At 59.7% G+C, this 25,708-nt stretch carries 25 protein-coding genes and 1 other RNA gene; 14 read left to right on the top strand and 12 right to left on the bottom strand.

Going from position 1 to position 25,708, the window contains the following annotated elements; genetic code table 11:
- Positions 1-641: 641 nt before the first annotated feature.
- The 3 genes from M0D69_RS08595 to M0D69_RS08585 all read right to left on the bottom strand — a co-directional run bounded on the left by M0D69_RS08595 (position 642) and on the right by M0D69_RS08585 (position 3,286).
- Positions 642-1,217 carry a TetR/AcrR family transcriptional regulator gene (locus M0D69_RS08595; RefSeq protein WP_277048634.1) on the bottom strand — a complete coding sequence of 192 codons (576 nt, stop codon included), beginning with the start codon at positions 1,215-1,217 and terminating at the stop codon, positions 642-644.
- A 381-nt stretch (positions 1,218-1,598) separates the two neighbouring features.
- A complete protein-coding gene (mnmA, locus tag M0D69_RS08590; protein WP_301781601.1) occupies positions 1,599-2,753 on the bottom strand; it encodes a tRNA 2-thiouridine(34) synthase MnmA in 1,155 nt (384 codons plus the stop codon).
- A 26-nt stretch (positions 2,754-2,779) separates the two neighbouring features.
- Positions 2,780-3,286 carry an NUDIX hydrolase gene (locus M0D69_RS08585; protein WP_301781600.1) on the bottom strand — a complete coding sequence of 169 codons (507 nt, stop codon included), beginning with the start codon at positions 3,284-3,286 and terminating at the stop codon, positions 2,780-2,782.
- Between the two features lie 222 nt (positions 3,287-3,508).
- Between M0D69_RS08585 and M0D69_RS08580 the strand changes: the two genes are divergently transcribed.
- The 12 genes from M0D69_RS08580 (at position 3,509) to ruvB (ending at position 16,253) form a co-directional block, all read left to right on the top strand.
- Positions 3,509-4,660, top strand: coding sequence for a Re/Si-specific NAD(P)(+) transhydrogenase subunit alpha (locus M0D69_RS08580; protein ID WP_301781599.1), 1,152 nt, complete (start codon positions 3,509-3,511; stop codon positions 4,658-4,660).
- Position 4,661: 1 nt separating this feature from the next.
- Positions 4,662-4,991 (top strand): NAD(P) transhydrogenase subunit alpha, encoded by a 330-nt coding sequence (locus tag M0D69_RS08575; protein WP_047895676.1) that lies wholly within the window; start codon positions 4,662-4,664, stop codon positions 4,989-4,991.
- Positions 4,991-6,433: an NAD(P)(+) transhydrogenase (Re/Si-specific) subunit beta gene (locus M0D69_RS08570; protein ID WP_301781598.1), complete on the top strand. Its 1,443-nt coding sequence runs from the start codon at positions 4,991-4,993 to the stop codon at positions 6,431-6,433. The genes M0D69_RS08575 and M0D69_RS08570 overlap by 1 nt, the downstream gene beginning before the upstream one ends.
- A gap of 152 nt (positions 6,434-6,585) precedes the next feature.
- Positions 6,586-7,905, top strand: a complete 1,320-nt coding sequence (locus tag M0D69_RS08565; protein ID WP_301781597.1) for a class I SAM-dependent RNA methyltransferase — start codon at positions 6,586-6,588, stop codon at positions 7,903-7,905.
- Between the two features lie 31 nt (positions 7,906-7,936).
- The gene (locus M0D69_RS08560) at positions 7,937-9,340 is read left to right on the top strand and encodes an aminopeptidase P N-terminal domain-containing protein (protein WP_301781596.1); all 1,404 of its coding nucleotides are present in this window, start codon (positions 7,937-7,939) and stop codon (positions 9,338-9,340) included.
- Positions 9,330-10,562, top strand: coding sequence for a UbiH/UbiF/VisC/COQ6 family ubiquinone biosynthesis hydroxylase (locus M0D69_RS08555; protein ID WP_301781595.1), 1,233 nt, complete (start codon positions 9,330-9,332; stop codon positions 10,560-10,562). The genes M0D69_RS08560 and M0D69_RS08555 overlap by 11 nt, the downstream gene beginning before the upstream one ends.
- 235 nt (positions 10,563-10,797) lie before the next feature.
- A complete protein-coding gene (gene dusB / locus M0D69_RS08550) occupies positions 10,798-11,910 on the top strand; it encodes a tRNA dihydrouridine synthase DusB (protein ID WP_301781594.1) in 1,113 nt (370 codons plus the stop codon).
- Positions 11,907-12,140, top strand: a complete 234-nt coding sequence (locus M0D69_RS08545) for a Fis family transcriptional regulator (protein WP_031357513.1) — start codon at positions 11,907-11,909, stop codon at positions 12,138-12,140. Before dusB ends, M0D69_RS08545 begins: the two co-directional genes overlap by 4 nt.
- Positions 12,141-12,234: 94 nt before the next feature.
- Complete coding sequence (gene purH, locus M0D69_RS08540; RefSeq protein ID WP_301781593.1) at positions 12,235-13,800, top strand: bifunctional phosphoribosylaminoimidazolecarboxamide formyltransferase/IMP cyclohydrolase; 1,566 nt, start codon at positions 12,235-12,237, stop codon at positions 13,798-13,800.
- A gap of 105 nt (positions 13,801-13,905) precedes the next feature.
- Positions 13,906-14,448, top strand: coding sequence for a crossover junction endodeoxyribonuclease RuvC (gene ruvC / locus M0D69_RS08535; protein WP_301781592.1), 543 nt, complete (start codon positions 13,906-13,908; stop codon positions 14,446-14,448).
- Positions 14,449-14,469: 21 nt separating this feature from the next.
- On the top strand, positions 14,470-15,060 hold the full coding sequence (ruvA, locus tag M0D69_RS08530) for a Holliday junction branch migration protein RuvA (RefSeq protein ID WP_301781591.1): 591 nt from the start codon (positions 14,470-14,472) through the stop codon (positions 15,058-15,060).
- A 128-nt stretch (positions 15,061-15,188) separates the two neighbouring features.
- Positions 15,189-16,253: a Holliday junction branch migration DNA helicase RuvB gene (gene ruvB / locus M0D69_RS08525; protein ID WP_301781590.1), complete on the top strand. Its 1,065-nt coding sequence runs from the start codon at positions 15,189-15,191 to the stop codon at positions 16,251-16,253.
- Positions 16,254-16,302: 49 nt separating this feature from the next.
- Here the strand turns inward: ruvB and M0D69_RS08520 are convergent, their stop codons facing one another.
- The 3 genes from M0D69_RS08520 to tyrS are packed head-to-tail and all read right to left on the bottom strand — an operon-like array spanning position 16,303 to position 18,738.
- Positions 16,303-16,965 (bottom strand): histidine phosphatase family protein, encoded by a 663-nt coding sequence (locus tag M0D69_RS08520; protein ID WP_301781589.1) that lies wholly within the window; start codon positions 16,963-16,965, stop codon positions 16,303-16,305.
- Positions 16,966-17,012: 47 nt separating this feature from the next.
- Complete coding sequence (dtd, locus tag M0D69_RS08515) at positions 17,013-17,471, bottom strand: D-aminoacyl-tRNA deacylase (RefSeq protein ID WP_301781588.1); 459 nt, start codon at positions 17,469-17,471, stop codon at positions 17,013-17,015.
- A gap of 4 nt (positions 17,472-17,475) precedes the next feature.
- Entirely contained in the window at positions 17,476-18,738 is a 1,263-nt protein-coding gene (tyrS, locus tag M0D69_RS08510) for a tyrosine--tRNA ligase (RefSeq protein WP_301781587.1), read from the bottom strand.
- A 394-nt stretch (positions 18,739-19,132) separates the two neighbouring features.
- On the opposite strand from tyrS, the gene M0D69_RS08505 reads away from it, so the two are divergent.
- Positions 19,133-20,266 (top strand): anhydro-N-acetylmuramic acid kinase, encoded by a 1,134-nt coding sequence (locus M0D69_RS08505; protein WP_301781644.1) that lies wholly within the window; start codon positions 19,133-19,135, stop codon positions 20,264-20,266.
- Between the two features lie 218 nt (positions 20,267-20,484).
- Here the strand turns inward: M0D69_RS08505 and erpA are convergent, their stop codons facing one another.
- The 3 genes from erpA to rplM all read right to left on the bottom strand — a co-directional run bounded on the left by erpA (position 20,485) and on the right by rplM (position 21,926).
- Complete coding sequence (gene erpA / locus M0D69_RS08500; RefSeq protein ID WP_031357523.1) at positions 20,485-20,850, bottom strand: iron-sulfur cluster insertion protein ErpA; 366 nt, start codon at positions 20,848-20,850, stop codon at positions 20,485-20,487.
- Between the two features lie 243 nt (positions 20,851-21,093).
- Positions 21,094-21,486: a 30S ribosomal protein S9 gene (gene rpsI, locus M0D69_RS08495; RefSeq protein ID WP_031357524.1), complete on the bottom strand. Its 393-nt coding sequence runs from the start codon at positions 21,484-21,486 to the stop codon at positions 21,094-21,096.
- A gap of 11 nt (positions 21,487-21,497) precedes the next feature.
- Positions 21,498-21,926, bottom strand: a complete 429-nt coding sequence (gene rplM / locus M0D69_RS08490; RefSeq protein WP_031357525.1) for a 50S ribosomal protein L13 — start codon at positions 21,924-21,926, stop codon at positions 21,498-21,500.
- 693 nt (positions 21,927-22,619) lie between these two features.
- Between rplM and M0D69_RS08485 the strand changes: the two genes are divergently transcribed.
- Positions 22,620-23,042: an OsmC family protein gene (locus M0D69_RS08485; protein ID WP_301781586.1), complete on the top strand. Its 423-nt coding sequence runs from the start codon at positions 22,620-22,622 to the stop codon at positions 23,040-23,042.
- A 75-nt stretch (positions 23,043-23,117) separates the two neighbouring features.
- Here the strand turns inward: M0D69_RS08485 and rnpB are convergent.
- The 3 genes from rnpB to pyrC all read right to left on the bottom strand — a co-directional run bounded on the left by rnpB (position 23,118) and on the right by pyrC (position 25,644).
- An RNA gene (gene rnpB / locus M0D69_RS08480) (RNase P RNA component class A) lies at positions 23,118-23,535 on the bottom strand.
- 52 nt (positions 23,536-23,587) lie between these two features.
- Positions 23,588-24,388 carry a DUF3025 domain-containing protein gene (locus M0D69_RS08475; RefSeq protein WP_301781643.1) on the bottom strand — a complete coding sequence of 267 codons (801 nt, stop codon included), beginning with the start codon at positions 24,386-24,388 and terminating at the stop codon, positions 23,588-23,590.
- A 173-nt stretch (positions 24,389-24,561) separates the two neighbouring features.
- Positions 24,562-25,644: a dihydroorotase gene (pyrC, locus tag M0D69_RS08470; RefSeq protein ID WP_301781585.1), complete on the bottom strand. Its 1,083-nt coding sequence runs from the start codon at positions 25,642-25,644 to the stop codon at positions 24,562-24,564.
- Positions 25,645-25,708: the final 64 nt, after the last annotated feature.

Raw genomic sequence — 25,708 nt, 5'->3', positions numbered from 1 at the left:
ACCGAGCTACTCAAATTCACTCAAATTTCCGTAAACTCATAGTTAGTGAATCTACTTGTAGATAGACAATGGGATAAGTTTCACTAACCTCTTTGTCCGTTATTGTTGGTTATGGTTTTCGTTAGTTATTACAAGAACAAGGAAACGGACTTGAGCCACCACATTTCAGACTCCGGCAAGCATCTGATCACTTAATCCCGTCAGTTCCAATACGGTGCAAGCCGGCTTGATTGCCTGATCTGCTAAAAAGCGGCGATCCCAATCCTTCATTCACTCACTGCGCCGCAAGTCACCAAATATCGGTATAGACGCCTGTTCGATCGCGATAAAAAATCATGCTGATCAGTAAAAAATATCTTCCCTATGAAGAAAATCACAGGAAAATCACTTAAAAATCGGTAATCAAAATCTACCTATCTGAAGATAGATAATCCAATACCAGCTATTTTTGACACAAACTTATCCATTTTTAACAATATTCCCTACAGTGACGCCGGCGTAACAATAAGTCCGTTCTTTCCGACGCTCTACGCTTGCATTGGCCGTGGCTATTCAGACACTGCCGAGCTGCAACTCGATTCAATGAAGCAGTTCCCAGATAACCCGCACAAAAACATCGACGTTTTGATCCACATCGTGAATTAGCGTTTCACAGTTTGAGTTACCTCATCCAAACGAACCTTGGTGTGAAATAATCGGCATGCCAGCAAACTCCCTTGATATGCCGCGAACAGCGCGCGCGCCGTCACGTCCGGCTTTCCGTTCACACGCAAGGTTTCCTGCTTCTCGCCTTCGGCCAACACCTTTGCCAACCAGGTTTCGTTGGCCTTGAAAAAAGCCTGCACTGCATGACGGACATCTTCAGGAAGCGATTCAATATCCGCAGCGAGCATTCCGCAAAGACAAACCTGATCGCCCTCTCCCACGATTTTTCCGAACAACTTCACATACCGGTCGAGTTTTTTCTCGGCGGAAGCGGAGCTGTCGATGGCGTAAATAGACGACATGACGTCCGCGCTGTACGTATTCACCGCTTCGAGCACCAAATCCTCCTTCGACGGGAAGTAATAGTGAATGCTCGATGTCTTCACGCCGACCAGCGCCGACAGATCCCGATAACTGAAGCCGTTGTAGCCGCGAGTCATGAGCAACACCTGTGCATGATCGAGCAATTGCTCGCGCACAGTATTTTTGTCGGGTGTTTTGTCGGTGTTCATTTCAGTTTTGGCTCGCTGCTTCCACAGTATTGTTGCGCTGGTGTTGCCTCGTGTTGCGTTGTTGCTATCAATCGGGTTCAAATCCGTTCGCTTCAACCTTAAATCGCTCACGCCCATGTGTTCATCACGAGTGTGTCAGGGGTCTAATTTATCTACTAGAAGATAGATAGTCAAGGGGTTTGTACAACATTTTTTGCACAACATTCCCACTACCCGGGCCATATTTTTCCCTCTGGGCAGCCCACAGCACGCACAAACCCCATCGGGTATGTACCGATTTTTTGTGAATTACTGATTTGTGTGCGTTTCCCCGCGAACTCGGCAATAGACAAAAGCGGGCCGCAGCCCGCTCTCAACCACCGCGATGGTCCGAGGACCCGTCTACCTCGCCGCAGTAAGCAACGCCGCTCCCGCGTCGCGGCGCATGGGCTGCGCGGTTGCCGCCGATTCGATGATCCCGCCGCCCAGGCAAACATCGCCCTGATAAAGCACCGCCGATTGTCCCGGCGTGACGGCCCATTGGTCATCGTTGAAACGGAGGCCGAAGTGACCATCCGCCGATTCCGACGCCCCCATCACACAAGGCGCATCCGACTGCCGATACCGCGTCTTCGCTGCGCAAACGGTGCCTTCGACCGGCGCGGCGCCCGCCACCCAGCTCGTATTTCCTGCCACGAGCGAACGTGACAGCAGCCAGGGATGATCGTGGCCCTGCACCACGTACAGCGTGTTCGACGCCATATCCTTGCCCGCGACGAACCACGGATCGCCGCTACCGTCCTTGCTGCCGCCGAGCCCAATGCCCTTGCGCTGCCCGAACGTATAGAACGCCAGCCCGACGTGCTCGCCGATAACCTTCCCATCGGGCGTTTTCATCGGGCCGGGCTGCGTTGGCAGATAGCGGTTCAGGAACTCGCGAAACGGCCGTTCGCCGATAAAACAAATTCCCGTTGAATCCTTCTTCGCCGCGTTCGGCAGGCCGATCTGCGCGGCGATTTCACGCACCTTCGTCTTCGGCATTTCACCGAGAGGAAACAGCGTCTTCGACAACTGCGCCTGATTCAGCCGATGCAGGAAATACGACTGATCCTTGGTCGAATCGGTGGCTTTCAGCAGCTCGAACAACCCGTCGCGCTCACGCACGCGGGCGTAATGCCCCGTCGCGATGGTTTCGCCGCCAAGCGACATCGCGTGGTCGAGGAAGGCTTTGAACTTGATTTCGGCGTTGCACAGGACATCCGGATTCGGCGTGCGGCCAGCCGAATATTCCCGCAGGAACTCCGCGAACACGCGATCCTTGTACTCGGCCGCGAAGTTGACCGCGTCCACGTCGATGCCGATCAGATCGGCCACCGACACCACGTCGATCCAGTCCTGCCGCGTCGAGCAGTATTCGCTGTCGTCGTCATCTTCCCAGTTCTTCATGAACAGGCCGATCACGTCGTAGCCCTGCTCCTTGAGCAGCCACGCGGTCACCGACGAATCCACGCCGCCCGACATGCCCACCACGACTTTCTGTTTTCCGGCCTTGCTCATTTTGCTCTCTGCGTTACTTGCCTGAATTACTTGCCTGAAGCTGAATTCAAATCCTGAACCCGCACCGGCGCGACCGAATGCGTATGAATGAAGTCGAGCGGCACGCGCCGCCCGGCGAGGTAGTGATCGAGACATTCCAGCACCGCCGGCGACCGGTGCCGCTCCGCGCATGCGCGCAGTTCGTCGGCGGTGAGCCACATGGCACGCACGATACCCGAATCGAGTTGCATGCCCGGCACCTCGCCCGAGGTTGTGCCGCAGAACGTAAACCGCAGGTACGTGACCGACCTTCCCGGTCGCTCGAAGTGCGTCAGATACGTGCCGACAAGCGCCTCCGGCTCAAAATGGTGCGCCGTTTCCTCGAGCGTCTCGCGCTTCACGGCATCGACGAGCGTTTCCCCCGCTTCCAGATGCCCGGCCGGCTGATTAATCCTGAGCCCGTCCGACGTTTGCTCCTCGATGACGAGAAAGCGCCCGTCCCGCTCCACAATCGCCGCGACGGTCACGCGCGGAGTCCAACGATCTGGTTTCATAGGACGGTATTTTACCGTTTTGTGCGTTTTTCCGTCGCCCGCGGACATAACGCGCGATGTTGCTGGAACGAGTCATTTTTCAGGAATGTTTCGGTTACAGTGACGATCAGCCGCAAATAACAGCTTAAACAACCGCTTAATCATGTGCACAGGCGTCTCCCAGGCAACAGCGCGAGCGACTGAACACGGCCATATCAAAACTAGAACGTGAGGAGGATGAAGATGCATATCGGAGTGCCTGCCGAAACGCGGGCGAACGAGGCGCGAGTCGCCGCCACGCCGGAGACGGTCAAGAAGCTTGTGTCGCAAGGTCACCGGGTCACGGTGCAGCGCGGCGCGGGCGTGCCAGCGAGTTATATCGACGACGCGTATACCGCGGCCGGCGCCGAGCTCGTCGATGTGAACACCGCGTTCGCCGCCGAGCTCGTCTTGAAGGTTCATTCGCCGAATGACGCCGAGTTGCCGCTACTGAAATCCGGTGCGGTCTTAGCCGGGATGCTCGATCCGTTCAACGCCGAGAACAATGCGCGCCTGGCTGCGGCCGGAATTGTCGCGTTTGCTCTGGAAGCTGCCCCGCGTACCACGCGTGCGCAGAGTCTGGACGTGTTGTCGTCGCAGGCGAATATCGCCGGGTATAAGGCCGTGCTGGTCGCGAGCAATATCTATCAGCGCTTCATGCCGATGCTCATGACCGCGGCCGGCACCGTGAAAGCGGCACGCGTGCTCGTGCTGGGAGCGGGCGTGGCGGGCTTGCAGGCAATTGCCACGGCCAAGCGGCTCGGCGCGGTGATCGAAGCATCCGATGTACGTCCGGCGGTGAAGGAACAGATCGAATCACTGGGTGCGAAATTCCTCGAAGTCCCCTACGAAACCGATGAAGAACGCGAAGCCGCTGTCGGCGTCGGTGGTTACGCTCGTCCCATGCCGCCAAGCTGGCTCGCGCGGCAATCCGTGCTGGTGGCCGAACGTGCAAAACAAGCCGATATCGTCATTGCGACCGCGCTGATTCCCGGCCGTCCCGCACCTACGTTGATTGCAGCGGAAACCGTGCAGGCGATGAAACCGGGCTCGGTTATCGTCGATCTGGCGGCGGGACGCGGTCCTGAATTCGAAGGCCGGCGCGGCGGCAATTGTCCGCTCACCGAAGTCGATCAGGTCGTGATGAAACACGGCGTGCATCTGGTCGGCTACACCAATCTCGCTTCGATGGTCGCCACCGATGCCTCCGCCCTCTATGCCCGCAATCTGCTCGATTTCATCAAGTTGATTGTGACGAAGGAAGGGACGCTGAACATCGATATGGCCGACGACATCGTCGCCGCAACGCTCCTGTGCCGCGATGGCCAGGTGACGCGCGGGATCAAAGGAGACTGATATGGAACTGGTAAATCACACGGTCATCAACCTGATCATCTTCGTGCTGGCGATCTATGTCGGCTATCACGTGGTGTGGAACGTCACGCCCGCGTTGCACACGCCATTGATGGCGGTGACGAACGCGATTTCGGCGATCGTGATTGTCGGCGCGATGCTCGCGGCTGGCTTGACGATTGGCGATGCAGGCAAGTTCTTCGGCACGCTTGCGGTTTTATTGGCAGCCGTCAATGTGTTCGGTGGCTTCTTAGTGACGCGGCGCATGCTCGAGATGTTCAAGAAGAAAGCGCCCAAGCAGATCACTGATTCTTCGAAGAAGGGGGTCGCGTAATGAGCATGAGCGTCGTTACCCTCCTGTATCTCATCGCCTCGGTGTGTTTCATCCAGGCGCTCAAAGGACTGTCGAACCCGAAGACGGCGCGTATCGGCAATACGTTCGGCATGGTTGGCATGGCGATCGCGATTCTGACGACCATCGCGTTGATCGTGAAGCAGGCTTCAGCGCTCGGGTCGGATCTGTCGCTGGGCTTGGGCCTGCTGTTCGGGGCGCTCGTGGTCGGCGGCGCGGTAGGTGCGTATGTCGCGGCGAAAGTCGAGATGACGAAGATGCCCGAACTCGTCGCCGCGATGCACTCGCTGATCGGTTTGGCGGCGGTGTGTATTGCGTATGCAGTTGTTTCGGAACCCTCAGCGTTCGGGCTTGCTGCGCTGGGTGAACCGATTCCCGTGGGCAATCGCGTGGAGTTGTTTATCGGCACGTTTGTCGGTGCGATCACGTTCTCCGGTTCGGTGATTGCGTTCGGGAAGCTCTCGGGCAAGTATCAGTTCCGCTTGTTCAAGGGTGCGCCGGTCGTGTATCGCGGCCAGCACATGATCAACTTGCTGCTCGCACTCGCGATGCTCGGGTTTGGCATTATCTTCATGCTGACGCAAGCATGGCTGCCGTTCGTGATCATGACGGCGATCGCGTTCGCGCTCGGCGTGCTGATCATTATTCCGATCGGCGGCGCCGATATGCCGGTGGTCGTGTCCATGCTGAATTCGTATTCGGGCTGGGCGGCGGCGGGTATCGGCTTCTCGTTGAATAACCCGATGCTGATTATTGCGGGATCGTTGGTCGGGTCATCGGGTGCGATCCTCTCGTACATCATGTGCCGCGCGATGAACCGCTCGTTCTTCAACGTGCTGCTGGGTGGGTTTGGTAACGAAGGCGGCGCGGCTGCAACGGGTGGTGCACAAGAGCAGCGCCCGGTGAAATCCGGTTCCGCCGATGACGCCGCGTTCATGCTTGGCAACGCTGAAACGGTGGTGATCGTACCGGGGTATGGCTTGGCCGTGGCGCGCGCTCAACACGCGTTGAAGGAGCTCACCGATAAGCTGATCGAGAAAGGCATCGACGTGAAGTACGCGATTCACCCGGTGGCAGGTCGTATGCCGGGGCATATGAACGTGTTGCTGGCTGAAGCCGAAGTGGACTATGAGCTGGTCCACGAGATGGAAGACATCAACGGCGAGTTCCAGCAAACGGACGTGGTGCTGGTGCTGGGGGCCAATGACGTGGTGAACCCGGCAGCGAAAACCGATCCGAAATCGGTGATTGCGGGAATGCCGATTCTGGAGGCTTATCGGGCGAAGACGATTATCGTGAATAAACGGTCCATGGCGGCGGGTTATGCCGGGCTGGATAACGAGTTGTTCTACATGGACAAGACGATGATGGTTTTCGGGGACGCCAAGAAGGTGATCGAGGATATGGTGAAGGCGGTGGAGTGAGGGTGCTTGTGGTTTGAGTCATGAACGCCGGTGTGCTCTCGCGAGGCACCGGCGTTTTTTGTTGATCCGTTGCGCCAGACTGCGTATAGCCCGGTCACTTCTCATCCCCCGCGTACAATATCGCCTTCGATCTCCCCTACAAGCACCGCCCCATGGCCACTACTTTCCTTTTCGACTGGTTTGTCCCCTGCCCGCGCGGTCTCGAGGCCCCGCTTGCGGCCGAACTCGGCGAAATCGGAGCGAAGCATGTGGATGGCTCGCAGTTCCGGACCGGCAAGGAAGTCCCCGGCGGCGTGCATTTCCGCGGCTCCTGGGCGGCCGGCATGGCAGCGAACCTGCATTCGCGTATCGCGAGCCGTGTGTTGCTGAAGCTTGCTCAAGGCCCCTATCGCAGCGAACACGACATTTACGAGCTCGCGTATCAGCAGCAATGGGAGAAGTGGTTTTCGCCGAATGAAACCATTCGCGTCGATATCACCGCCATCAAATCGCCTTTACGCAGCCTCGAATTCGCGACCTTGCGCGTAAAAGACGCCGTCTGCGACCGCTTGCGTGAATTGACGGGCAATCGTCCCAGCGTCGACACCGCGCAACCCGACGTCCGCGTCTTCGCGTTCCTCACGCTGAACGAATGTACGCTTTACATCGATACTTCCGGCGATCCGCTCTTCAAACGCGGCTGGCGGCTTGACAAGGGCGCAGCGCCTTTGCGTGAAAATCTCGCGGCGGGAATTTTGCGTCTGACCGGCTGGACGCCCGGCACACCTCTTTTCGATCCGATGTGCGGCAGCGGCACCTTCCTCGCCGAAGCAGCGCAAGTTGCGCTGAACATTGCCCCCGGCGTCGAACGCCGTTTCGGCTTCGAAAAGTTGAAGCAATACGACGTGCACGCGTGGCAAAAGCTGAAAGGCGCAGCCGTCGACGCCAAACGCGCCGCGCGGTCATCGCGTGCGGATCTCCAGATCTATGGCAGCGACATTTCCGGCGACATGCTCGACAAGGCGTATTCGAATCTCGAACGCGCGGGTTTGCCGGAACTATCGCTGAAACAAGTCGATGCGCGCCATATGACGCCGCCGTCCGACACCTCCGGGATCCTGGTCGCGAATCCACCGTACGGTGAACGGATCGAAGTACGCGGGCGTGGTCCGCGCGGCGAGCTTCGCGAACCGAAAAATCGTGGCCGCGATGAAGATGAAGAAGCGTTCCACCGCGCTCAACCCGATCCGGCCGATCAGGAATTCTTCATCTCGTTTGGCAACGCACTCAAGCAGCGCTTTCCGGGTTGGCGCGCATACGTGCTGACATCGGATCGAAAATTGCCGGGCATGTTGCGACTGCGGGAGTCGACGAAAACGCCGCTCTTCAACGGCGCGCTCGAATGCCGCCTGTTCCGCTTCGATCTGATTGCCGGCAGCGTGCGGAATCGACCGGCCCCAGCCGCCGATCAGGCGCCCGAAGCGACGGAGTGAAGCATCGCAAACGCGGCGCTACAATCGCTGCATGAACTCATCGACTGAAGCCCAATCCTTAGCCATCGACGTCTATCGCAGCCGCCGTGACCGCGTCCTCACGGCGCTGCGTGAATCGGGCGGCGGCATCGCCATCGTGCCGACTGCGCGCGAGGTGATGCGCAATCGCGACGCCGACTATCCGTTCCGTCACGACAGCTACTTCTATTACCTGACGGGCTTCACCGAACCCGAAGCGACTTTGGTGCTCGACGCCAGCGCCGAAGCCGATGAACCCGCCGCCATCCTGTTCTGCCGCGAGAAAAACGCCGAGCGGGAAACCTGGGACGGTTTCCGGTACGGCCCCGAAGGCGCGCGTCTCGCGCTGGGTTTCGAGGCGGCGTTCCCCATCGATCAGCTCGACGCAGAAATGCCGCGCCTGCTCGCCGATAAAACTGCGCTGTATTACGCGCTCGGCCGCTCCGCCGAACTCGACGCGCAAGTGCGCGGCTGGCTCGCGGCGGTTCGGGCGCAAAGCCGGATTGGTGTGAAAACGCCACTGAGAGCAAACGACCTGCTGCCTTTGCTCGACGAAATGCGCCTGATCAAAGACGCGCACGAACTCGCGATCATGCGGCGCGCCGGAAAGATTTCCGCCGAAGCACACCGGCGCGCGATGCAAACCTGCCGCCCCGGCATGCACGAATACGAACTCGAAGCCGAGTTGCTCTACACGTTCCGCCGACGCGGCGCGCAATCGCCCGCGTACGGCACGATCGTCGCGGCCGGCGCAAATGCCTGCACGCTGCATTACCCGGCGGGCAACGCGATCGTGTGCGAAGGCGACCTGATCCTGATCGACGCCGCGTGCGAGCTCGACGGCTACGCGTCCGACATCACGCGCACGTTTCCGGCGAGCGGGCGGTTCACATCGGCGCAACGGGAAATCTACGACATCGTGCTGGCCGCGCAATACGCCGCCGTCGACGCGACCCGCGCGGGCGTCAGTTTCGATGCGCCGCACGAAGCTGCGGTGCGTGTGTTGGCGCAAGGTTTGCTGGACACTGGCATTGTCGATAAGAACACGTTCGCCACCGTCGACGATGTCATCGCCGAGCGCGCTTATCAGCGTTTCTACATGCATCGGACGGGACATTGGCTCGGCATGGACGTGCACGATGCCGGTGATTACCGCGACGCCCACGCACACCTCGACGACCAGGGCGCACGTGCATGGCGCACGTTGAAGGCGGGCATGACGCTGACCATCGAGCCGGGCCTGTACATTCGCGCGGCCGTTGACGTGCCCGAACGTTATGCGGACATCGGCATCCGGATCGAGGACGACGCCATCGTCACCGAAAACGGCTGCGAGTTGATGACGCGCGAAGTCCCCGTCGACGCCGACGAAATCGAAGCCTTGATGCGCGACGCGCAAACGCAAGATGCAAATTGAAACTGCGGAAACTATCGGCCATGCACCGCCTGCCGATTATCACTTCGATATAGCAATCGTCGGCGCGGGACCCGTCGGGCTCGCGCTTGCCGGCTGGCTGGTGAAACGGAGCGCGACATCGCGGTTATCGGTGGCGTTGATCGACGCGCGCGAACCTGACGCGGCATTAGCTGATCCACGTGCCATCGCCGTTTCGCATGGCAGCCGCGCGATGCTCGAATCGTCGCTCGGTTTTCCCGCTGATGCCACGCCGATCAAACGCATTCACGTTTCTCAACGCGGTCAATTCGGCCGCACGCTGATCGATCACGATGAACACGGTCTGCCCGCGCTCGGCTATGTCGTGCGTTATGGCTCGCTTGTTACGACGCTGGCGCAGGCCGTGAGCAAAACCGGCGTGCATTGGTTCACGGAAACCACCGCGTCGACGCCCCTGCACGATCACGACGGCGTCACGCTGCCGATCCATTCGGCAACCGGCGACCGCACGATTCGCGCGCGCATTCTGGTGAACGCGGAAGGCGGGTTGTATAAGGATAAGGAAACGGACGCCTCTTCCGCTCTTTCAGCCGACGTCAAAAACACGCGCGACTATGGCCAGACGGCTATCGTCGGAACGGTGAGCGTGTCGTCGCCCCAACCTGGCGTCGCATGGGAACGCTTCACGCCCGAGGGTCCGATCGCATTGCTGCCGTGCGGCGGCGCGCGTCAGGCGGACTACGCGCTGGTCTGGTGCTGCGATCCCGAAGAGGCGGCCCGCCGATCGCAACTCCCCGATGACGCGTTCCTCGCCGAACTCGGCGCGGCATTCGGCGAGCGCTTGGGCCGCTTCACGCGAATTGCGGGACGAGCCATGTTCCCGCTCGGACTAAACGCGCTGAATGCACTCGTCGACAGGCGCACGGTCGCTATCGGCAACGCGGCGCAAACGCTGCATCCAGTCGCCGGACAAGGACTCAATCTCGGTCTCCGCGATGCCCACGCGCTTTGCGACGCGTTATCGACGAATGGCCCGACAACGGTTGCCCTGAGTCTTTTTGCTCAACGACGCGCGCTGGACCGGCGCATGACGATCGGCGCCACCGACACCCTTGCGCGTCTTTTCACTATCGACTTCCCACCGCTCGCCGCGCTGCGCGGACTGGCATTGAGCGCGCTGGAATTTGTCCCGCCGGTTAAGACCGTGCTGGCACGGCAGATGATGTTCGGGCAGCGACGCTGATTCTTCGCGAGTCGGGCGCGTAAGTTGCGAGCTTGCGGTGACTGATCACATGCCTTACCCGATACGGCATTCATCTACCCAAAGTCGTGCTTTTACTCTATGACGTTCGCAAGTTTCATAGAGGATTTAACAACTTGCCCGTCGATTGGACTTAATTGACCCAGCGTGTTCGCGTTAAAATACGCGTTTCCTTAAGCGCTTTTGCGTCCCTCCGATCCGGGACGCCGCGAGTTTCATGCCCATTTCCACACCGGCCATCGGCCCCCATATTTTGCGTAACAACTTGTTCGTCGCCCCCATGGCGGGTGTGACGGACCGGCCGTTCCGGCAGTTGTGCAAGCGCATGGGCGCGGGTTACGCGGTGTCCGAAATGGTTGCATCGAATGCGCAATTGTGGAAAAGCGAGAAAACGCTGCGTCGCGCGAATCACACGGGCGAAGTGGAGCCTGTCTCGGTTCAGATCGCCGGCGCCGATCCGAAAATGCTCGCCGAAGCCGCGCGTCACAATGTCGCGAACGGCGCGCAGATTATCGACATCAACATGGGCTGCCCAGCCAAAAAAGTCTGCAATGTGGCGGCTGGGTCGGCATTGCTGCAAAACGAAACATTGGTCGCGCAGATCGTGCAGGCCGTGGTGAACGCGGTCGGCGTCGGTCCTGATGCCGTGCCCGTCACGCTGAAAATCCGCACGGGCTGGAATCGCGAGAACAAAAACGCGCTGAACATTGCGCACATCGCGCAGGACGCAGGCATTTCGATGCTGACCGTACATGGCCGCACGCGCGCTGATCTGTACAAAGGCGACGCGGAATACGAGACCATCGCGGCCGTCAAAGCTTCCGTGCGCATTCCAGTGGTAGCGAACGGCGACATCGCCACGCCTGAAAAAGCGCGTCACGTGCTGACCATCACCGGCGCGGATGCAATCATGATCGGCCGCGCCGCACAGGGCCGTCCGTGGCTCTTTCGCGAGATCGAACACTTTCTGGCAACGGGCAAACATTTGCCGGCGCCGCGTATCGACGAGATCCAGTTACTGATGAATGAGCATCTCGAAGATCACTATGATTTCTATGGCGAATTCACGGGCGTTCGTACAGCGCGCAAACACATCGGCTGGTACACTCGCGGCCTTTCCGGCGCCAACACGTTCAGACATCGGATGAACACGCTGGATTCCACACGAGAACAATTGCTTGCCGTGAACGAATTCTTCGACGCCCAAAAGGCGTTGTCCGACCGTCTCGTCTATGTCGAAGAACTCGGCGCGAACGCCGATTGCGGCGGCAACGACGAAGCAGAAGAATCGTGCGACGGGCAGAACCACACAGACCGACTAGCCGCATGAGTAGACATCACATAGAACAATGCGTCCGCCAGAGCCTGGACAATTATTTCCAGGATCTGGACGGCTCGAAGCCGCACGACGTCTACGAGATGGTGATTTCGTGCGTCGAAAAACCGATGCTGGAAGTCGTGCTGAAGCAAGCCGAGGGCAACCAGTCGCTCGCGGCGGAGTTTCTCGGTATCAACCGCAACACGCTGCGCAAGAAGCTGCAACAGCACGGCCTGATTTGACGTATCTGTTTTACCCGGACCGTCGCGGCGTACGGCGGTCGACTCGAATTTCCTGATTCCCTCGACTCCCCTACCGGCTTCCGCCGTTCCCATCATGATCAAGCAAGCGCTCCTTTCCGTTTCCGACAAGTCTGGCATCGTCGAATTTGCGAAATCGCTGTCGGAGCTAGGCGTCAGCCTGCTGTCGACCGGCGGCACCGCAAAACTGCTCGCCGATGCCGGCCTGCCCGTCACCGAAGTCGCCGACTACACCGGTTTCCCGGAGATGCTCGACGGCCGCGTAAAAACGCTGCATCCGAAGGTTCACGGCGGCATCCTGGCGCGTCGCGACTTGCCAGAACACATGGCCGCGCTCGAGCAACACAGCATTCCGACCATCGACTTGCTGGTGGTGAACCTGTATCCGTTCGTGCAGACGGTATCGAAGGAAGAATGCTCGCTGGAAGATGCGATTGAAAACATCGATATCGGCGGCCCGACCATGCTGCGCTCGGCCGCGAAGAATCATCGCGATGTGACCGTGATTGTCGATCCTTCGGATTACGCGACGGTCCTCGACGAAATGCGTTCGGCTAAAAACACCGTCAGCTACGCGACGAACTTCAAGCTCGCGACCAAAGTCTTCGCGCACACCGCGCAATACGACGGCGCGATCACGAACTACCTGACGAGCCTGACCGACGAGTTGCAGCACAAAAGCCGCAACACCTACCCGTCGACGTTCAACCTCGCGTTCACCAAGGTGCAGGATCTGCGTTACGGCGAGAACCCGCATCAAAGCGCAGCGTTTTATCGTGATCTCACGACGCCGGCGGGCGCGCTGGCGAACTACGAGCAGTTGCAGGGCAAGGAGCTCTCGTACAACAACATCGCGGATTCCGACGCCGCGTGGGAATGCGTGAAGACCTTCGACGTGCCGGCCTGCGTGATCATCAAGCACGCGAATCCGTGCGGCGTGGCGATCGGCGCGAACGCGCACGAAGCGTATTCGAAGGCGTTCCAGACCGATCCGACATCGGCGTTCGGCGGCATCATCGCGTTCAATCGCGAAGTGGATGAAGCGGCGGCGCAGGCTGTTGCGAAGCAGTTCGTGGAAGTGCTGATGGCGCCCTCGTTCAGCGAAGCCGCAAAGCAGATTTTCGCGGCGAAGCAGAACGTGCGTCTGTTGCAGATCGATCTCGGCGATGGTCACAACGCGTTCGATCTGAAGCGCGTGGGCGGCGGCTTGCTCGTCCAATCGCTGGATTCGAAGAACGTGCAGCCGCACGAGTTGCGCGTGGTCACTAAGCGTCATCCGACACCGAAGGAAATGGACGATCTGTTGTTCGCGTGGCGCGTCGCCAAGTACGTGAAGTCGAACGCTATCGTGTTCTGCGGTGGCGGTATGACGCTCGGCGTGGGCGCCGGGCAAATGAGCCGCGTGGATTCGGCGCGCATTGCCAGCATCAAGGCGCAGAACGCGGGGTTGTCCCTGGCGGGATCGGCTGTGGCATCGGACGCGTTTTTCCCGTTCCGCGATGGCCTCGACGTCGTCGTAAATGCGGGTGCGACCTGCGCGATTCAGCCAGGCGGCTCCATGCGCGATGACGAAGTAATCGCCGCTGCCGACGAGCACAACATCGCGATGGTGCTCACCGGAACGCGTCACTTCCGTCACTGAGCACGCTTCAGCTTCGGAAAGCCCGGTGGCCGGCAGGCATACCGGGCTTTTTACTTTCTGCGCCGCGCTGTTAGTATCGCAAGCACTACGTTCCAACGGCACTCCATGAGAATTCTCGGTATTGACCCGGGCCTGCGCGTGACCGGTTTTGGCGTCATCGATAAGACCGGCCAAACGCTGACCTATGTGACCAGCGGCGTCATCAAAACCGCCGACGCCGATTTGCCGTCGCGTCTCAATACGATCTTCGAAGGTATTTCGACGCTCGTCCGGCAGCATGCACCCGATCAGTCCGCGATCGAGAAGGTGTTCGTGAACGTCAACCCGCAATCGACACTGCTGCTCGGCCAGGCCCGCGGCGCGGCCATTTGCGGCCTGGTTGCGAACGGCGTGCCAGTGGCCGAATACACCGCGTTGCAGTTGAAGCAAGCCGTGGTGGGCTATGGCCGCGCAACGAAAGAACAAATGCAGCAGATGGTAGTGCGCTTGCTTGCGCTCACCGGCGTGCCCGGCACCGATGCCGCCGATGCGCTCGGCATGGCCATCTGTCACGCGCATGCCGGTGGCGCGATGACGGCACTCGGCGGCATTGCGCCCTCGCTGGCTAAAAAGGGCCTGCGCGTACGGCGCGGCCGTCTTGTCGGCTAACTCCATTACAAGTCCCTCACCATGATTGGTCGTATCGCAGGCGTTTTACTGGAAAAAAACCCGCCGTATTTGCTGGTTGATTGCGGGGGCGTCGGTTATGAAATCGCCGTGCCGATGAGCACCTTCTACAACCTGCCGAACAGCGGCGAAAAGGTCGTGCTGCTGACTCAGTTGATCGTTCGTGAAGACGCGCATTTGTTGTACGGCTTCGGCACGCAGCAGGAACGCACGACCTTCCGCGAACTGCTCAAGATCAGCGGGATCGGTGCGCGCATGGCGCTGGCAGTGCTCTCCGGCATGAGCGTTCAGGAACTGGCGCAAGCAGTGACAATGCAAGACGCCGCGCGCCTGACGCGTACACCTGGCATTGGCAAGAAAACAGCCGAACGCCTCTTGCTCGAACTGAAGGGCAAGCTTGGTGCGGACCTGGGCACGGCGGCGGGCACGGTGGCCGGTCCGGATCACGCGAGCGATATCCTGAATGCATTGCTGGCATTGGGTTACTCCGATAAAGAAGCGCTTATGGCGGTCAAGAATGTTCCGGCCGGCACGGGCGTCTCCGAGGGCATCAAACTGGCCCTGAAGGCGCTGTCGTTTCAACCCACGCGCTGATGATTGGCGAGCGAGACTCAATCCGAACGCAAACCTGGTACGGATTCAGTCTCCCACGCGGCTGATCCGGCCAACAGTCGGCCGATCGGCCAGCTTTCGGCGTTTTAGCGACGCGGTACAATCGACGCATGATAGAAACCGACAAACTCGCCGCCGAACGCATCATTTCGGCTACTCCGGTCTCGCCGAACGAGGAAGTGTTCGAGCGCGCGCTGCGGCCGCGTCAGCTCGAGGAATACGTCGGGCAGGAGAAGATCCGGGATCAGTTGCAGATCTTTATCGAGGCCGCACGGCGGCGCTCTGAAGCGCTCGATCACGTTCTGTTATTCGGACCGCCGGGTCTGGGCAAGACCACGCTCGCGCACATCATCGCGCGGGAAATGGGCGTTAATCTGCGGCAAACGTCGGGGCCGGTACTGGAACGCGCCGGCGATCTCGCCGCGCTGCTGACCAACCTCGAAAAGAACGACGTGCTTTTCATCGACGAAATCCACCGGCTGTCACCGGTCGTCGAGGAGATCCTGTATCCGGCGCTCGAGGATTATCAGATCGACATCATGATTGGCGAAGGTCCGGCGGCGCGTAGCGTGAAGCTGGATTTGCAGCCGTTCACGCTGGTTGGCGCGACCACGCGTGCTGGCATGCTGACCAATCCGTTGCGCGATCGCTTCGGCATTGTGTCGCGGCTGGAGTTCTACACCGCGAGCGAACTGGCGCGGATCGTTACGCGCTCAGCGTCGTTGCTCAAGGCGGATATTGTGCCGGAAGGAGCGCTGGAGATTGCAAAGCGGGCGCGTGGCACTCCGCGGATTGCGAACCGGCTGCTTCGCCGCGTGCGCGATTATGCCGAGGTCCGAGCGGACGGCAACATCACGGCTGACGTCGCCGATGCCGCGTTGAAAATGCTCGACGTCGATGCGGTCGGCTTCGACCTGATGGACCGGAAACTGCTGGAAGCCATCCTGCATAAGTTCGATGGCGGTCCGGTCGGGGTCGACAATCTGGCTGCGGCAATCGGTGAAGAGCGCGACACCATTGAAGACGTACTCGAGCCCTATTTGATCCAGCAGGGGTACTTGCAGCGCACGCCACGCGGACGCGTCGCCACGTTGTTGACGTATCGCCACTTCGGTCTCGCCGCCCCGGACGCGGGTCCCGTTCGCGATCTGTGGGACGCAAATCAGGATACGTAAGCCGCAATGGCGCTGAGCTCAAGCCGATTCAAGCCGATGTCCGATCAAGCTAGCGCGGCACCTCCTTGAGGTCGTCGTCGCTACTGGGTGACGAAAGATGCACGACGTCGCCCCACGACACGACCTTCGCCTGACCATTCTCGAAGTCCACCACGTTGATGCTCGAATTCAGCAGCGGCCAGTCGCGCGGCGCGTCGAGCGGAATTTCACGCACGAACCGATAGATGCAATCCAGCACGCCGCCATGCGCGACACACGCGATACGTCCATCCGGATGCGCAGCCACGATCGGCTCGACAGTGCGTAACACGCGTTGTGAGAATGCTCTTTGCGACTCACCGCCGGGTGGAGCGAAATCCGGATCGTGGCTCTGCCAGACAGCATATTCAGCGGGATACTTCGCGCGGATTTCTTCACTGTCGTGACCTTGAAAGTCACCGTACCAACGTTCGCGCAGACCTTCATTCAGGTTCAGCGACAAACCGAGTGCGTCCGCAAACGGTTTTGCCGTTTGCTGGGCGCGCAGCAGATCGCTGCAATACACCGCGTCTAGCCGTGCGCCGTCCTTCGACTCTCGCAAAAGACGCTGGGCAAGCTGTCCTGCCTGCGCGATGCCGGTTGTGGCCAGCGGAATATCAATATGCCCCTGAATACGCTTGATGCGATTCCAGTCAGTTTCGCCGTGCCTGATGAAGAGGACTTGCGTAGTCATGGGGATTCCAGAGAACGCGCCTGGTCAGCCGGCGCAGTGACAAAACATCAGGGACGTACTTGCAACCAGAAAGTGACCGGTCCGTCATTGACCAGCGACACTTGCATGTCCGCGCCGAACTGGCCCGTCTCGACTATCGGATGCGTAGAGCGCGCCTGCGCAACGAAGTATTCGAAGAGCCTGCGGCCTTCCTCAGGCGGCGCTGCGGGCGTGAAGCTTGGACGCAGGCCGCTTGAGGTATCCGCAGCGAGCGTGAATTGCGACACCAGCAACACGCCGCCGGCACGCCCCATACCGTCAATATCCCTCACCGGCAGATTCATCTTGCCAGCGGCGTCGCTGAAGACGCGATACGCCAGCATCTTTGCCAGCAACTTGTCAGCGATCGCCGGCGTGTCGCCACGCTCCGCGCACACAAGCGCCAGCAGGCCCGCATCGATCGCACCTGTCACGCGGTTGCCCACGCGCACGTCGGCCCGCAAAACGCGCTGAATGAGTGCGATCACGCGCTTACGCCGCCAGCGTGACGCGCGCGAAGCGGCGTTTGCCGACCTGCACGACAAACTCGCCCGCCTCGATCTTCAAGCCCTTGTCGGACACCGTCGTGCCATCGATCTTCACGCCACCTTGCTCGATATTGCGCAGCGCCTCGCTAGTCGAAGGCACCAGCCCGGCTTGCTTCAGCAGTTGCCCGATAGCGAGCGGTGCGCCGCTAAGCGTCACGGATGGAATCTCGTCCGGCACACCGCCCTTCGCACGATGATTGAAGTCTTCCAACGCCCGTTCGGCGTCAACCGGCGAATGGAAACGCGAGACGATTTCCTGCCCCAGCAGCACCTTGAAATCGCGCGGGTTGCGCCCGCCTTCGGCTTCGCTCTTGAACCGCGCAATCTCTTCGATACTTCTAAAAGACAACAGCTCGAAATAGCGCCACATGAGCGTGTCGGAGATGCTCATCAGCTTGCCGAACATGTCCGTGGGCTTCTCACTGATGCCGATGTAGTTGTGCTTCGACTTCGACATCTTTTCGACGCCGTCGAGCCCTTCCAGCAACGGCATGGTCAAGATACATTGCTGCTCTTGGCCATATTGCTTTTGCAACTCGCGGCCCACGAGCAAATTGAACTTCTGGTCAGTGCCACCGAGTTCGAGATCGGCGTTCAGCGCCACCGAGTCGTAACCCTGCATGAGCGGGTACAGCAACTCATGGATCGAAATTGGCACGCCACCCTGATAGCGCTTCGTGAAATCCTCGCGTTCAAGAATTCGCGCAACCGTATAGCGCGACGCGAGCTTGATCATGCCGTCGGCGCCAAGCGGCATCGACCATTCGCTGTTGTAACGAATCTCGGTCTTCTCACGATCCAGCACGAGCGCAGCCTGTTCGAAATAGGTCTTCGCGTTCGACTCGATCTGCTCGCGCGTAAGCGGCGGGCGCGTGGCGTTACGCCCTGACGGATCGCCAATCAGGGAAGTAAAGTCGCCGATCAGGAAGATCACCGTGTGGCCGAGATCCTGCAACTGACGCATCTTGTTCAGGACGACCGTATGGCCAATATGGATGTCAGGCGCGGTCGGATCGAGGCCAAGCTTGATGCGCAGCGGCTTGCCGCTCACGGCGCTGCGAGCGAGCTTTTGCGCGAACTCGGCTTCGATCAGCAACTCGTCACAGCCCCGTTTCGCGATAGCAAGCGCGGCCTGCACTTCGTCGGTGAGGGGCAAGGTTTTCGCAGCCGAAGCCGGAGCCGGAGAGTCGTTCGGTTCAGTGGTCATGCTTGCAACTTTTTCGGGTGATTTATTCGGGGCGCCAACGAGCGCGTATCGGGCAAAAGCCGCCGCTTCCGGGCACGTTCACAGTCGCGTTCGAACGCGGAAAATCGTGCGGCATTCGCTTGTTCAGGCAACGGATTTTACGTGATGTCGTCCGCCTTCGCCCCGTTTTCCCCACGCGTTGGCTGTTCGGCCATGTTTCGGACGTTGGGGCTCGGGATACCCGACGCCAAACATCGCTCAATGGCCAGCGGCTTAACGAGTCGCATCGATGCGTGGATAATCGGTCCATCGCGGCCGTTTTGGCCGAATGAATTTCTACGGCAGCGGCCCGATCAGTGGTCGAGCACAGACCCGCATCGAACAGGAGAGCTACGTGGCGCGACGGACCGAGGTGATGGAAACAAGCGACATGGCGGACGGCGTGTATTTCGGGCTGATGTCGGGCACAAGCATGGACGGCGTGGACGGCATTGCCGTCCAGTTCACTGCCGGCAAGCCACCCGTCGTGCTCGGCGAGGCTCATGTCGGGTTCTCGCAGGGCCTGCGCGACGCGCTTTTCGCCCTTCAGGCCCCTGGCGACAATGAACTGGAACGCGAAGCCCTCGCGGCGAACGCGCTGGCCACACGCTACGCCGTGTGTTGTCACGAACTGGCGAGCATGAGCGGTTACTCGTCCGCGAAAGTCCGCGCGATCGGCGTACACGGGCAGACGGTGCGGCATCGGCCGGAAAAGGGTTACACGCGGCAAATCAACAATCCTGCGCTGCTTGCTGAAATGACCAACATCGACATCGTCGCCGATTTTCGCAGCCGCGACGTCGCCTCCGGCGGTCAGGGCGCACCGCTCGTCCCGGCGTTTCACGCGACCATTTTCGGCAGCAAGAACGAAACGCGCGTGGTCTGCAATCTTGGTGGCATCAGCAATATCACCATCCTCTCGGCCGACGGCGGCGTGCACGGTTTCGATTGCGGGCCAGCCAATGCACTGCTGGACGAATGGGCACATCGCCATCTGCAACGCCCCTTCGACGAAGGCGGTCATTTCGCAGCGCAGGGCCAGGTGCATCAGCCGCTATTGAACGTCTTGCTCGATGAACCGTTCTTCGAACAGCAGCCGCCCAAAAGCACCGGGCGCGACTTGTTCAATCCTGAGTGGCTCGATGCCAAACTCGTGGGTTTTGAGAAGGTTTCACCCGAGGACGTGCAGGCAACGCTCGTAGCGCTGACAGCCATTACCGTCGCGCGAGAAATCGAGCGGCATGCATCCGATTGCCGTGCGGTCTATGTGTGCGGCGGCGGCGCACGTAATCCGGTGCTGATGAAAGCGATCCAGCAGGCGCTTGGAGAGACCGGCGTGGCGGGTGTTCCCGTAATGACCACCGACGCGCTAGGCGTGCCGCCCCAACAGGTCGAAGCATTGGCATTCGCATGGCTGGCCATGCGTTGCGTGGCGCGTAAGCCGGGCAATGTCCCAGCGGTAACAGGCGCCGCGGGAGAACGGGTTTTGGGGGCGATTTATCCGCGTTAAGTGCCGCCCGCAGCCACGAGCGCGTTTTGCGAAGAAGCTTGGATGCGGAAAAGAAAGCGAATGCGGTTGCCCGGCGCGCCACCCAACGCAGACTCATGCTGCTCCGTCGCTTCACCGTCATAACCCGACGCATTCGACCATACGTCGGTGCAAAAACAAAAACGGAGCCCGAAGGCTCCGTTTCACATCTGCACTAGTACCGCGTAATCCGATCAGAATCAGGCCGAAAACGACGATCCGCAACCGCAAGTGCTGGTCGCATTCGGATTCTTGATCACGAACTGCGCACCGTTCAGATCGTCCTTGTAGTCGATCTCCGCGCCGACGAGGTATTGATAGCTCATCGAATCGATCAGGAGCTGCACGCCGGCTTTATCCATCACGGTGTCGTCTTCGTTGATGGCTTCGTCAAACGTGAAGCCATACTGGAAACCCGAACAACCGCCGCCCTGCACGAACACGCGCAGCTTCAGCTCCGGATTGCCTTCTTCGTCGATCAGTTGCTTGACCTTATCAGCTGCTGCGTCGGTGAAAACGAACGGCAGCGGCATTTCGGTCGTGGGGGTGTCGGTGACAGCGTTCATTCGAACTCTCCAAAAAAGCTTCTAGTGCCTATTGTAGGGCTGATCTCAATATCGTGCTGGAAGCCCATGTAATCAATAGGCTATCGCTTCACACTATCCCGAATTTGCCACGGCTGCTTGGGGCACCGTTGACGAATTGCCGCGATCGGCGACCATCCGCTAAGAAAAAAAGCCGCCGGCGCATACACGCAGACGGCTTTTTCGAGCCATTTCGCCGTAACAACGACGAAACCGCCAACCAGCTTAACGCTTCGAGAATTGTTTCCGGCGACGTGCCTTGTGGAAACCAACTTTCTTACGTTCGACTTCACGCGCATCGCGAGTAACGAAGCCGGCTTGCGACAGCGTGGGCTTCAGCGTTGCGTCGTAGTCCATCAGCGCGCGGGTGATGCCGTGGCGAACCGCACCGGCCTGACCCGTCTCACCGCCGCCGTTCACGTTGACCTTGATGTCGAACGTGGTGGCGTGGCTCGTCAGCTCCAGCGGCTGGCGCACGATCATCAGCGACGTTTCGCGCGAGAAATAATCAGCAATGGGCTTGCCATTGACGATGATCACGCCCGTGCCGGACTTGATGAACACGCGGGCAGTGGCGCTCTTGCGGCGGCCCGTACCGTAATTCCAATTACCGATCATATGGGCTCCCTTTAGATCTCGAGCGCTTTAGGCTGTTGAGCCGTATGCGGATGCGTTGCGCCAGCGTAGACCTTGAGCTTCTTGATCATCGCGTAGCCGAGCGGACCTTTCGGCAACATGCCCTTGACCGCTTTTTCGAACGCACGGCCCGGGAAGCGTTCTTGCATCTTGTTGAACGTCGTTTCGTAGATGCCGCCCGGATAGCCCGAGTGACGGTAGTACTTCTTGTCAGTACCCTTGTTGCCCGTAACGCGCAACTTGCTGGCGTTGATAATGACGATGAAATCGCCAGTGTCGACGTGCGGGGTGAACTCGGGTTTGTGCTTGCCGCGAAGTCGGGCGGCCACTTCACTGGCGACACGTCCGAGAACCTTATCCGTCGCGTCAATCACGTACCATTCACGCGTCACCTCATGGGCTTTTGCGGAAAACGTCTTCATGATCGATCCAAAAAATAATTCTGCCCTGTGATGTCCCGCTTGTATGTAAGTGCGCATCGAGGCGCGTGCGGGCTCTCCCTGTTTCTCGTCCGCGGGCATGGTGCGGATAGAGAACTTTGAATTATAAGGGAAATTTTGATGCGAAGTCAAAACTTGCCTGTTCAGCAAGCGAGTGCGCCTCAGATCAGCGCTGAACAATGTCGTCGCGAGGAGATTTTCGCGAGCAGCCGAAGCCTGCGCCAGGACCAAAATCGACGAAAAAGCTGATGAAAAAAAGCCCGAGCCTTGGGCTCGGGCTGAATCCACCTAGGAGGAGGTGGAGGAGACGCTGTGTGTTTGTCGGACTGCGACAACCAGTGAGAGCAAGTATATGAAGTGCTTTTGTGCAAAGCAAGTAAATTTGCATTATGGGATAGAATTTCATAATGCAAAATTATGATGAAATCAAAATTTCATAAATTTAATATTTATAATCAATAACTTACCATAAATCAAGAAGGCGACTGAAGCGTAGATTCTCATCAAAACGCCTCACCTGTGCTAGGGAAATCGCGGATTCCTCTTACGTATCGCAATGCAACAATGCGCCACGGCCAAGCTTGGAAGGAAACACAGCTTCGATTCCTACAATCAGCTAAAACGCTACAATCAACACGATTAAACAAGTGCCCTCACGGCACCCGGAGTTTTCTCATGGAATGTAAAGTTAGTTGGATGGGACAGGACGGAATGGCGTTTGCCGCGGAAACGGGCAGCGGCCATCTGGTCACCATGGACGGCGCGCCGGAAGGCGGTGGCCGCAATCTTTCGCCACGGCCGATGGAAATGGTGCTGCTCGGCACGGGCGGCTGCACCGCATACGACGTCGTGATGATCCTGAAGAAAAGCCGTCAGGAAATCGCGGGCTGCTCGGTGACGCTCAAGGCCGAGCGTGCGAGCGAGGACCCAAAAGTGTTCACGAAGATCCACTTCCACTTCACCGTGACGGGCAAGAACCTGAATCCTGCGTCGGTCGAACGCGCGATCAACCTGTCGCACGATAAATACTGCTCCGCGTCGATCATGCTCGCCAAGACGGCTGAGTTGACGCATTCGTTCGATATCGTCGCGAGCTAGACGCCACACGCATCAAAAAACGAAGACGAAAAAAAAGCCGGCGTCATCACTGACGCCGGCTTTCTTTTTGAATAGTCGCAAAGCAGGCCGATAAGCCGGATTCTGTGCACGCATCGCACCCGAAAGCGTGACGCGCGTGGCAGCCATTCCTCTAGTCGCGCCATTACTGACGCGCTCAAGCTTCCTACCCGCAGACGAGACGGAGGCACCGTCCTGCATCGCGAAGATGCGCGCCTGCCTACTTGGAATTGCTCCGGGTGGAGGTTACCTTGCCGGTCTGCCTTGCAGCAGCCGCGGTGCGCTCTTACCGCACCGTTTCACCCTTACCTGATCCCCTGGCTTGCGCCCGGGGCCATCGGCGGTTTGCTTTCTGTTGCCCTGTTCCGCGTGTCGCCACGGATGGCCGTTAGCCATCACCCTGCCTGGTGGAGTCCGGACTTTCCTCGCCCTCCCCGGCCGAAACCGGAAAAGCCGCGACTGCCTGGCCTGCTTTGCAAAGTTGATTTTAGCATGGGGGTCGAGCCCCCCACTCCGCTGGGCGCATTTCACCGATCCCCCCGCGAGCGGCGGCCCGACCGGAAAATTTGGGGGTCGTCGTAGAAGGATGGAGTTTCGTTGCCCGGCCACCAGCCCGGCACGCCCAGCACGGGCAATGGCGTGAAATATCGGCTGGAAACGGCTTCGCACTTTAAGCGTTCGGACACAGCGTTGTCGAGGATCGCGCGGCGCTCGGCATCGGTGGCGAAGAAGTAGGCTGGCTCGACTTCGACGATCCACGTATGCCCCGTGCACGCCTTGTACGGCGCGACCAGCTTTTCCAGCAGCGCGTGGCCGAAGATTCGCGCCTCGCATCTGCAGCTCCAGGCGGCGCGTTGTTCGACGAGCAACGTGCGCCAGTCGAATGCACAGAGCGCAGCGGCGAGCGAGGGGTCGGCGCAGGCAAAGAGGATGGCGTTTTCGTCGAACAGCGTCAGGGCGTCGCGCGTCGCACCTCGCGTCGGACCAATGCCGAGCACATCGATTTGCGCGGCCTGGCGAGCGTTCAGCGCCGCCTTGATGCGCGGGTACTGGAACCACATCGCGCCGTTGAAGAAATCGTGCAGGTTGTAGCGCGTCGGCACGCAGCCAGTCTCGGCGATATGACCTTCATACGACGCGCCCGCCGGCAACTCGTCCTGCGCGATAAACGACAGCGGCTTGCCACGTCCGGTCACGCGCGGGTCGGTGCGGGCATCGGCGTTCAGGGTGGAAAGATAGGACGCGTAGCCATCGAGCGCGGCCTGGCGCCAGCGTTCGCCGCGCTCGGCAAGTGGTGCAAGCCAAGGGCTGGACCAGTCGATGCCCATAAAACTCTGCGCCGCGCGGGCATCGGACAGCGCCGACGATGGTCCCGCGCATTCAGGCTTCGGTGAGTTTTCCCGGTTGGACATGCGAGTAGCTGGAGAGAGGCGCGGGCTTTAAGGTCCCGGATTAATTATCCGGCGCGCCGAAACATCTGCATGACGTGCCCCGGTAACCGTCACTCCATCCGCCAGCCGATCGATTCCCCGCCGCCCAGCGGCACGATTTCGTCCTCGCCGGCCATGAATTCGGCGGGCAACGTCCACGGTTCCCGGCGCAGCGTCACACGCTCCGTCGCACGCGGCAAACCGTAAAAATCCGCGCCGTGAAAGCTCGCGAAACCCTCGAGCCGGTCAAGCGCGCCGGCCTGATCGAAGGCTTGCGTATAGAGCTCCAGCGCGTGCAGCGCCGTGTAACAACCGGCGCAGCCACACGCGTGCTCCTTCAACCCCTTCGCGTGCGGCGCGCTGTCCGTGCCGAGGAAAAATCGCGGATTTCCCGACGTGGCCGCCGCCACCAGCGATACACGATGCGTCTCGCGTTTCAGCACCGGCAAGCAGTAGTAATGCGGCCGAATCCCGCCTACAAACAGCGCATTGCGGTTGTACAGCAGATGATGCGCGGTCAGCGTGGCACCGGTCGGACCGTCGGCATCGCGAACATAATCGGCGGCGTCCTTCGTCGTGATGTGCTCGAACACCACCTTCAGCGCGGGAAAATCACGGCGCAAAGGCGTCATCACGCGATCGATAAAAACCTTCTCCCGATCGAACATATCGATGGCCGGGTCCGTGACTTCGCCATGCACCAGCAGCGGCAGATCGTGCTCCTGCATGGCCTCCAGCGTTTTAGCGCATTTCGCGATGCTCGTCACACCAGCATCGGAATTGGTCGTCGCCCCGGCGGGATAAAGCTTCACCCCGTGCACAAAACCGCTTTCACGGGCGCGGCGAATTTCGTCGGGCGGAGTGTTGTCGGTGAGATAAAGCGTCATCAGCGGTTCGAAACGCGCCGCCGGGCCATCCTTCGGCAAGGCCGCCAGAATCCGCTCGCGATACGCCGCCGCCATCTCGGTCGTCGTCACCGGCGGCCGCAGGTTCGGCATGATGATCGCGCGGCCGAACTGCCGCGCCGTGTGCGGAAGCACGGCCGCGAGCACGGCGCCGTCGCGCACGTGCAAATGCCAGTCGTCGGGACGCGCGAGCGTCACGGAGTCAAGGGAAGATGCGGACGAAATGGAAGCAAGCGTGGAAGCGGACATTGGCGTGATAGCGACGAAAAAACGACGAAAATAATCAGATGACGGAAACAGAAGGCCAGCGGTG

Source organism: Caballeronia sp. SEWSISQ10-4 2 (assembly GCF_030464885.1).
In the GTDB taxonomy this organism is placed as follows: Bacteria; Pseudomonadota; Gammaproteobacteria; order Burkholderiales; family Burkholderiaceae; genus Caballeronia.
Note: the sequence above shows the minus strand (reverse complement) of the source record. Positions and strands in the feature narration are given on the sequence as shown.

Bases quoted from the DNA above. Each gene is read 5' to 3' on its own strand.
- M0D69_RS08595 (WP_277048634.1), bottom strand. From the start codon at position 1,217: ATGAACACCGACAAAACACCCGACAAAAATACTGTGCGCGAGCAATTG.
- mnmA (WP_301781601.1), bottom strand. From the start codon at position 2,753: ATGAGCAAGGCCGGAAAACAGAAAGTCGTGGTGGGCATGTCGGGCGGC.
- M0D69_RS08585 (WP_301781600.1), bottom strand. From the start codon at position 3,286: ATGAAACCAGATCGTTGGACTCCGCGCGTGACCGTCGCGGCGATTGTG.
- M0D69_RS08580 (WP_301781599.1), top strand. From the start codon at position 3,509: ATGCATATCGGAGTGCCTGCCGAAACGCGGGCGAACGAGGCGCGAGTC.
- M0D69_RS08575 (WP_047895676.1), top strand. From the start codon at position 4,662: ATGGAACTGGTAAATCACACGGTCATCAACCTGATCATCTTCGTGCTG.
- M0D69_RS08570 (WP_301781598.1), top strand. From the start codon at position 4,991: ATGAGCATGAGCGTCGTTACCCTCCTGTATCTCATCGCCTCGGTGTGT.
- M0D69_RS08565 (WP_301781597.1), top strand. From the start codon at position 6,586: ATGGCCACTACTTTCCTTTTCGACTGGTTTGTCCCCTGCCCGCGCGGT.
- M0D69_RS08560 (WP_301781596.1), top strand. From the start codon at position 7,937: ATGAACTCATCGACTGAAGCCCAATCCTTAGCCATCGACGTCTATCGC.
- M0D69_RS08555 (WP_301781595.1), top strand. From the start codon at position 9,330: ATGCAAATTGAAACTGCGGAAACTATCGGCCATGCACCGCCTGCCGAT.
- dusB (WP_301781594.1), top strand. From the start codon at position 10,798: ATGCCCATTTCCACACCGGCCATCGGCCCCCATATTTTGCGTAACAAC.
- M0D69_RS08545 (WP_031357513.1), top strand. From the start codon at position 11,907: ATGAGTAGACATCACATAGAACAATGCGTCCGCCAGAGCCTGGACAAT.
- purH (WP_301781593.1), top strand. From the start codon at position 12,235: ATGATCAAGCAAGCGCTCCTTTCCGTTTCCGACAAGTCTGGCATCGTC.
- ruvC (WP_301781592.1), top strand. From the start codon at position 13,906: ATGAGAATTCTCGGTATTGACCCGGGCCTGCGCGTGACCGGTTTTGGC.
- ruvA (WP_301781591.1), top strand. From the start codon at position 14,470: ATGATTGGTCGTATCGCAGGCGTTTTACTGGAAAAAAACCCGCCGTAT.
- ruvB (WP_301781590.1), top strand. From the start codon at position 15,189: ATGATAGAAACCGACAAACTCGCCGCCGAACGCATCATTTCGGCTACT.
- M0D69_RS08520 (WP_301781589.1), bottom strand. From the start codon at position 16,965: ATGACTACGCAAGTCCTCTTCATCAGGCACGGCGAAACTGACTGGAAT.
- tyrS (WP_301781587.1), bottom strand. From the start codon at position 18,738: ATGACCACTGAACCGAACGACTCTCCGGCTCCGGCTTCGGCTGCGAAA.
- M0D69_RS08505 (WP_301781644.1), top strand. From the start codon at position 19,133: ATGGAAACAAGCGACATGGCGGACGGCGTGTATTTCGGGCTGATGTCG.
- erpA (WP_031357523.1), bottom strand. From the start codon at position 20,850: ATGAACGCTGTCACCGACACCCCCACGACCGAAATGCCGCTGCCGTTC.
- rpsI (WP_031357524.1), bottom strand. From the start codon at position 21,486: ATGATCGGTAATTGGAATTACGGTACGGGCCGCCGCAAGAGCGCCACT.
- rplM (WP_031357525.1), bottom strand. From the start codon at position 21,926: ATGAAGACGTTTTCCGCAAAAGCCCATGAGGTGACGCGTGAATGGTAC.
- M0D69_RS08485 (WP_301781586.1), top strand. From the start codon at position 22,620: ATGGAATGTAAAGTTAGTTGGATGGGACAGGACGGAATGGCGTTTGCC.
- M0D69_RS08475 (WP_301781643.1), bottom strand. From the start codon at position 24,388: ATGGGCATCGACTGGTCCAGCCCTTGGCTTGCACCACTTGCCGAGCGC.
- pyrC (WP_301781585.1), bottom strand. From the start codon at position 25,644: ATGTCCGCTTCCACGCTTGCTTCCATTTCGTCCGCATCTTCCCTTGAC.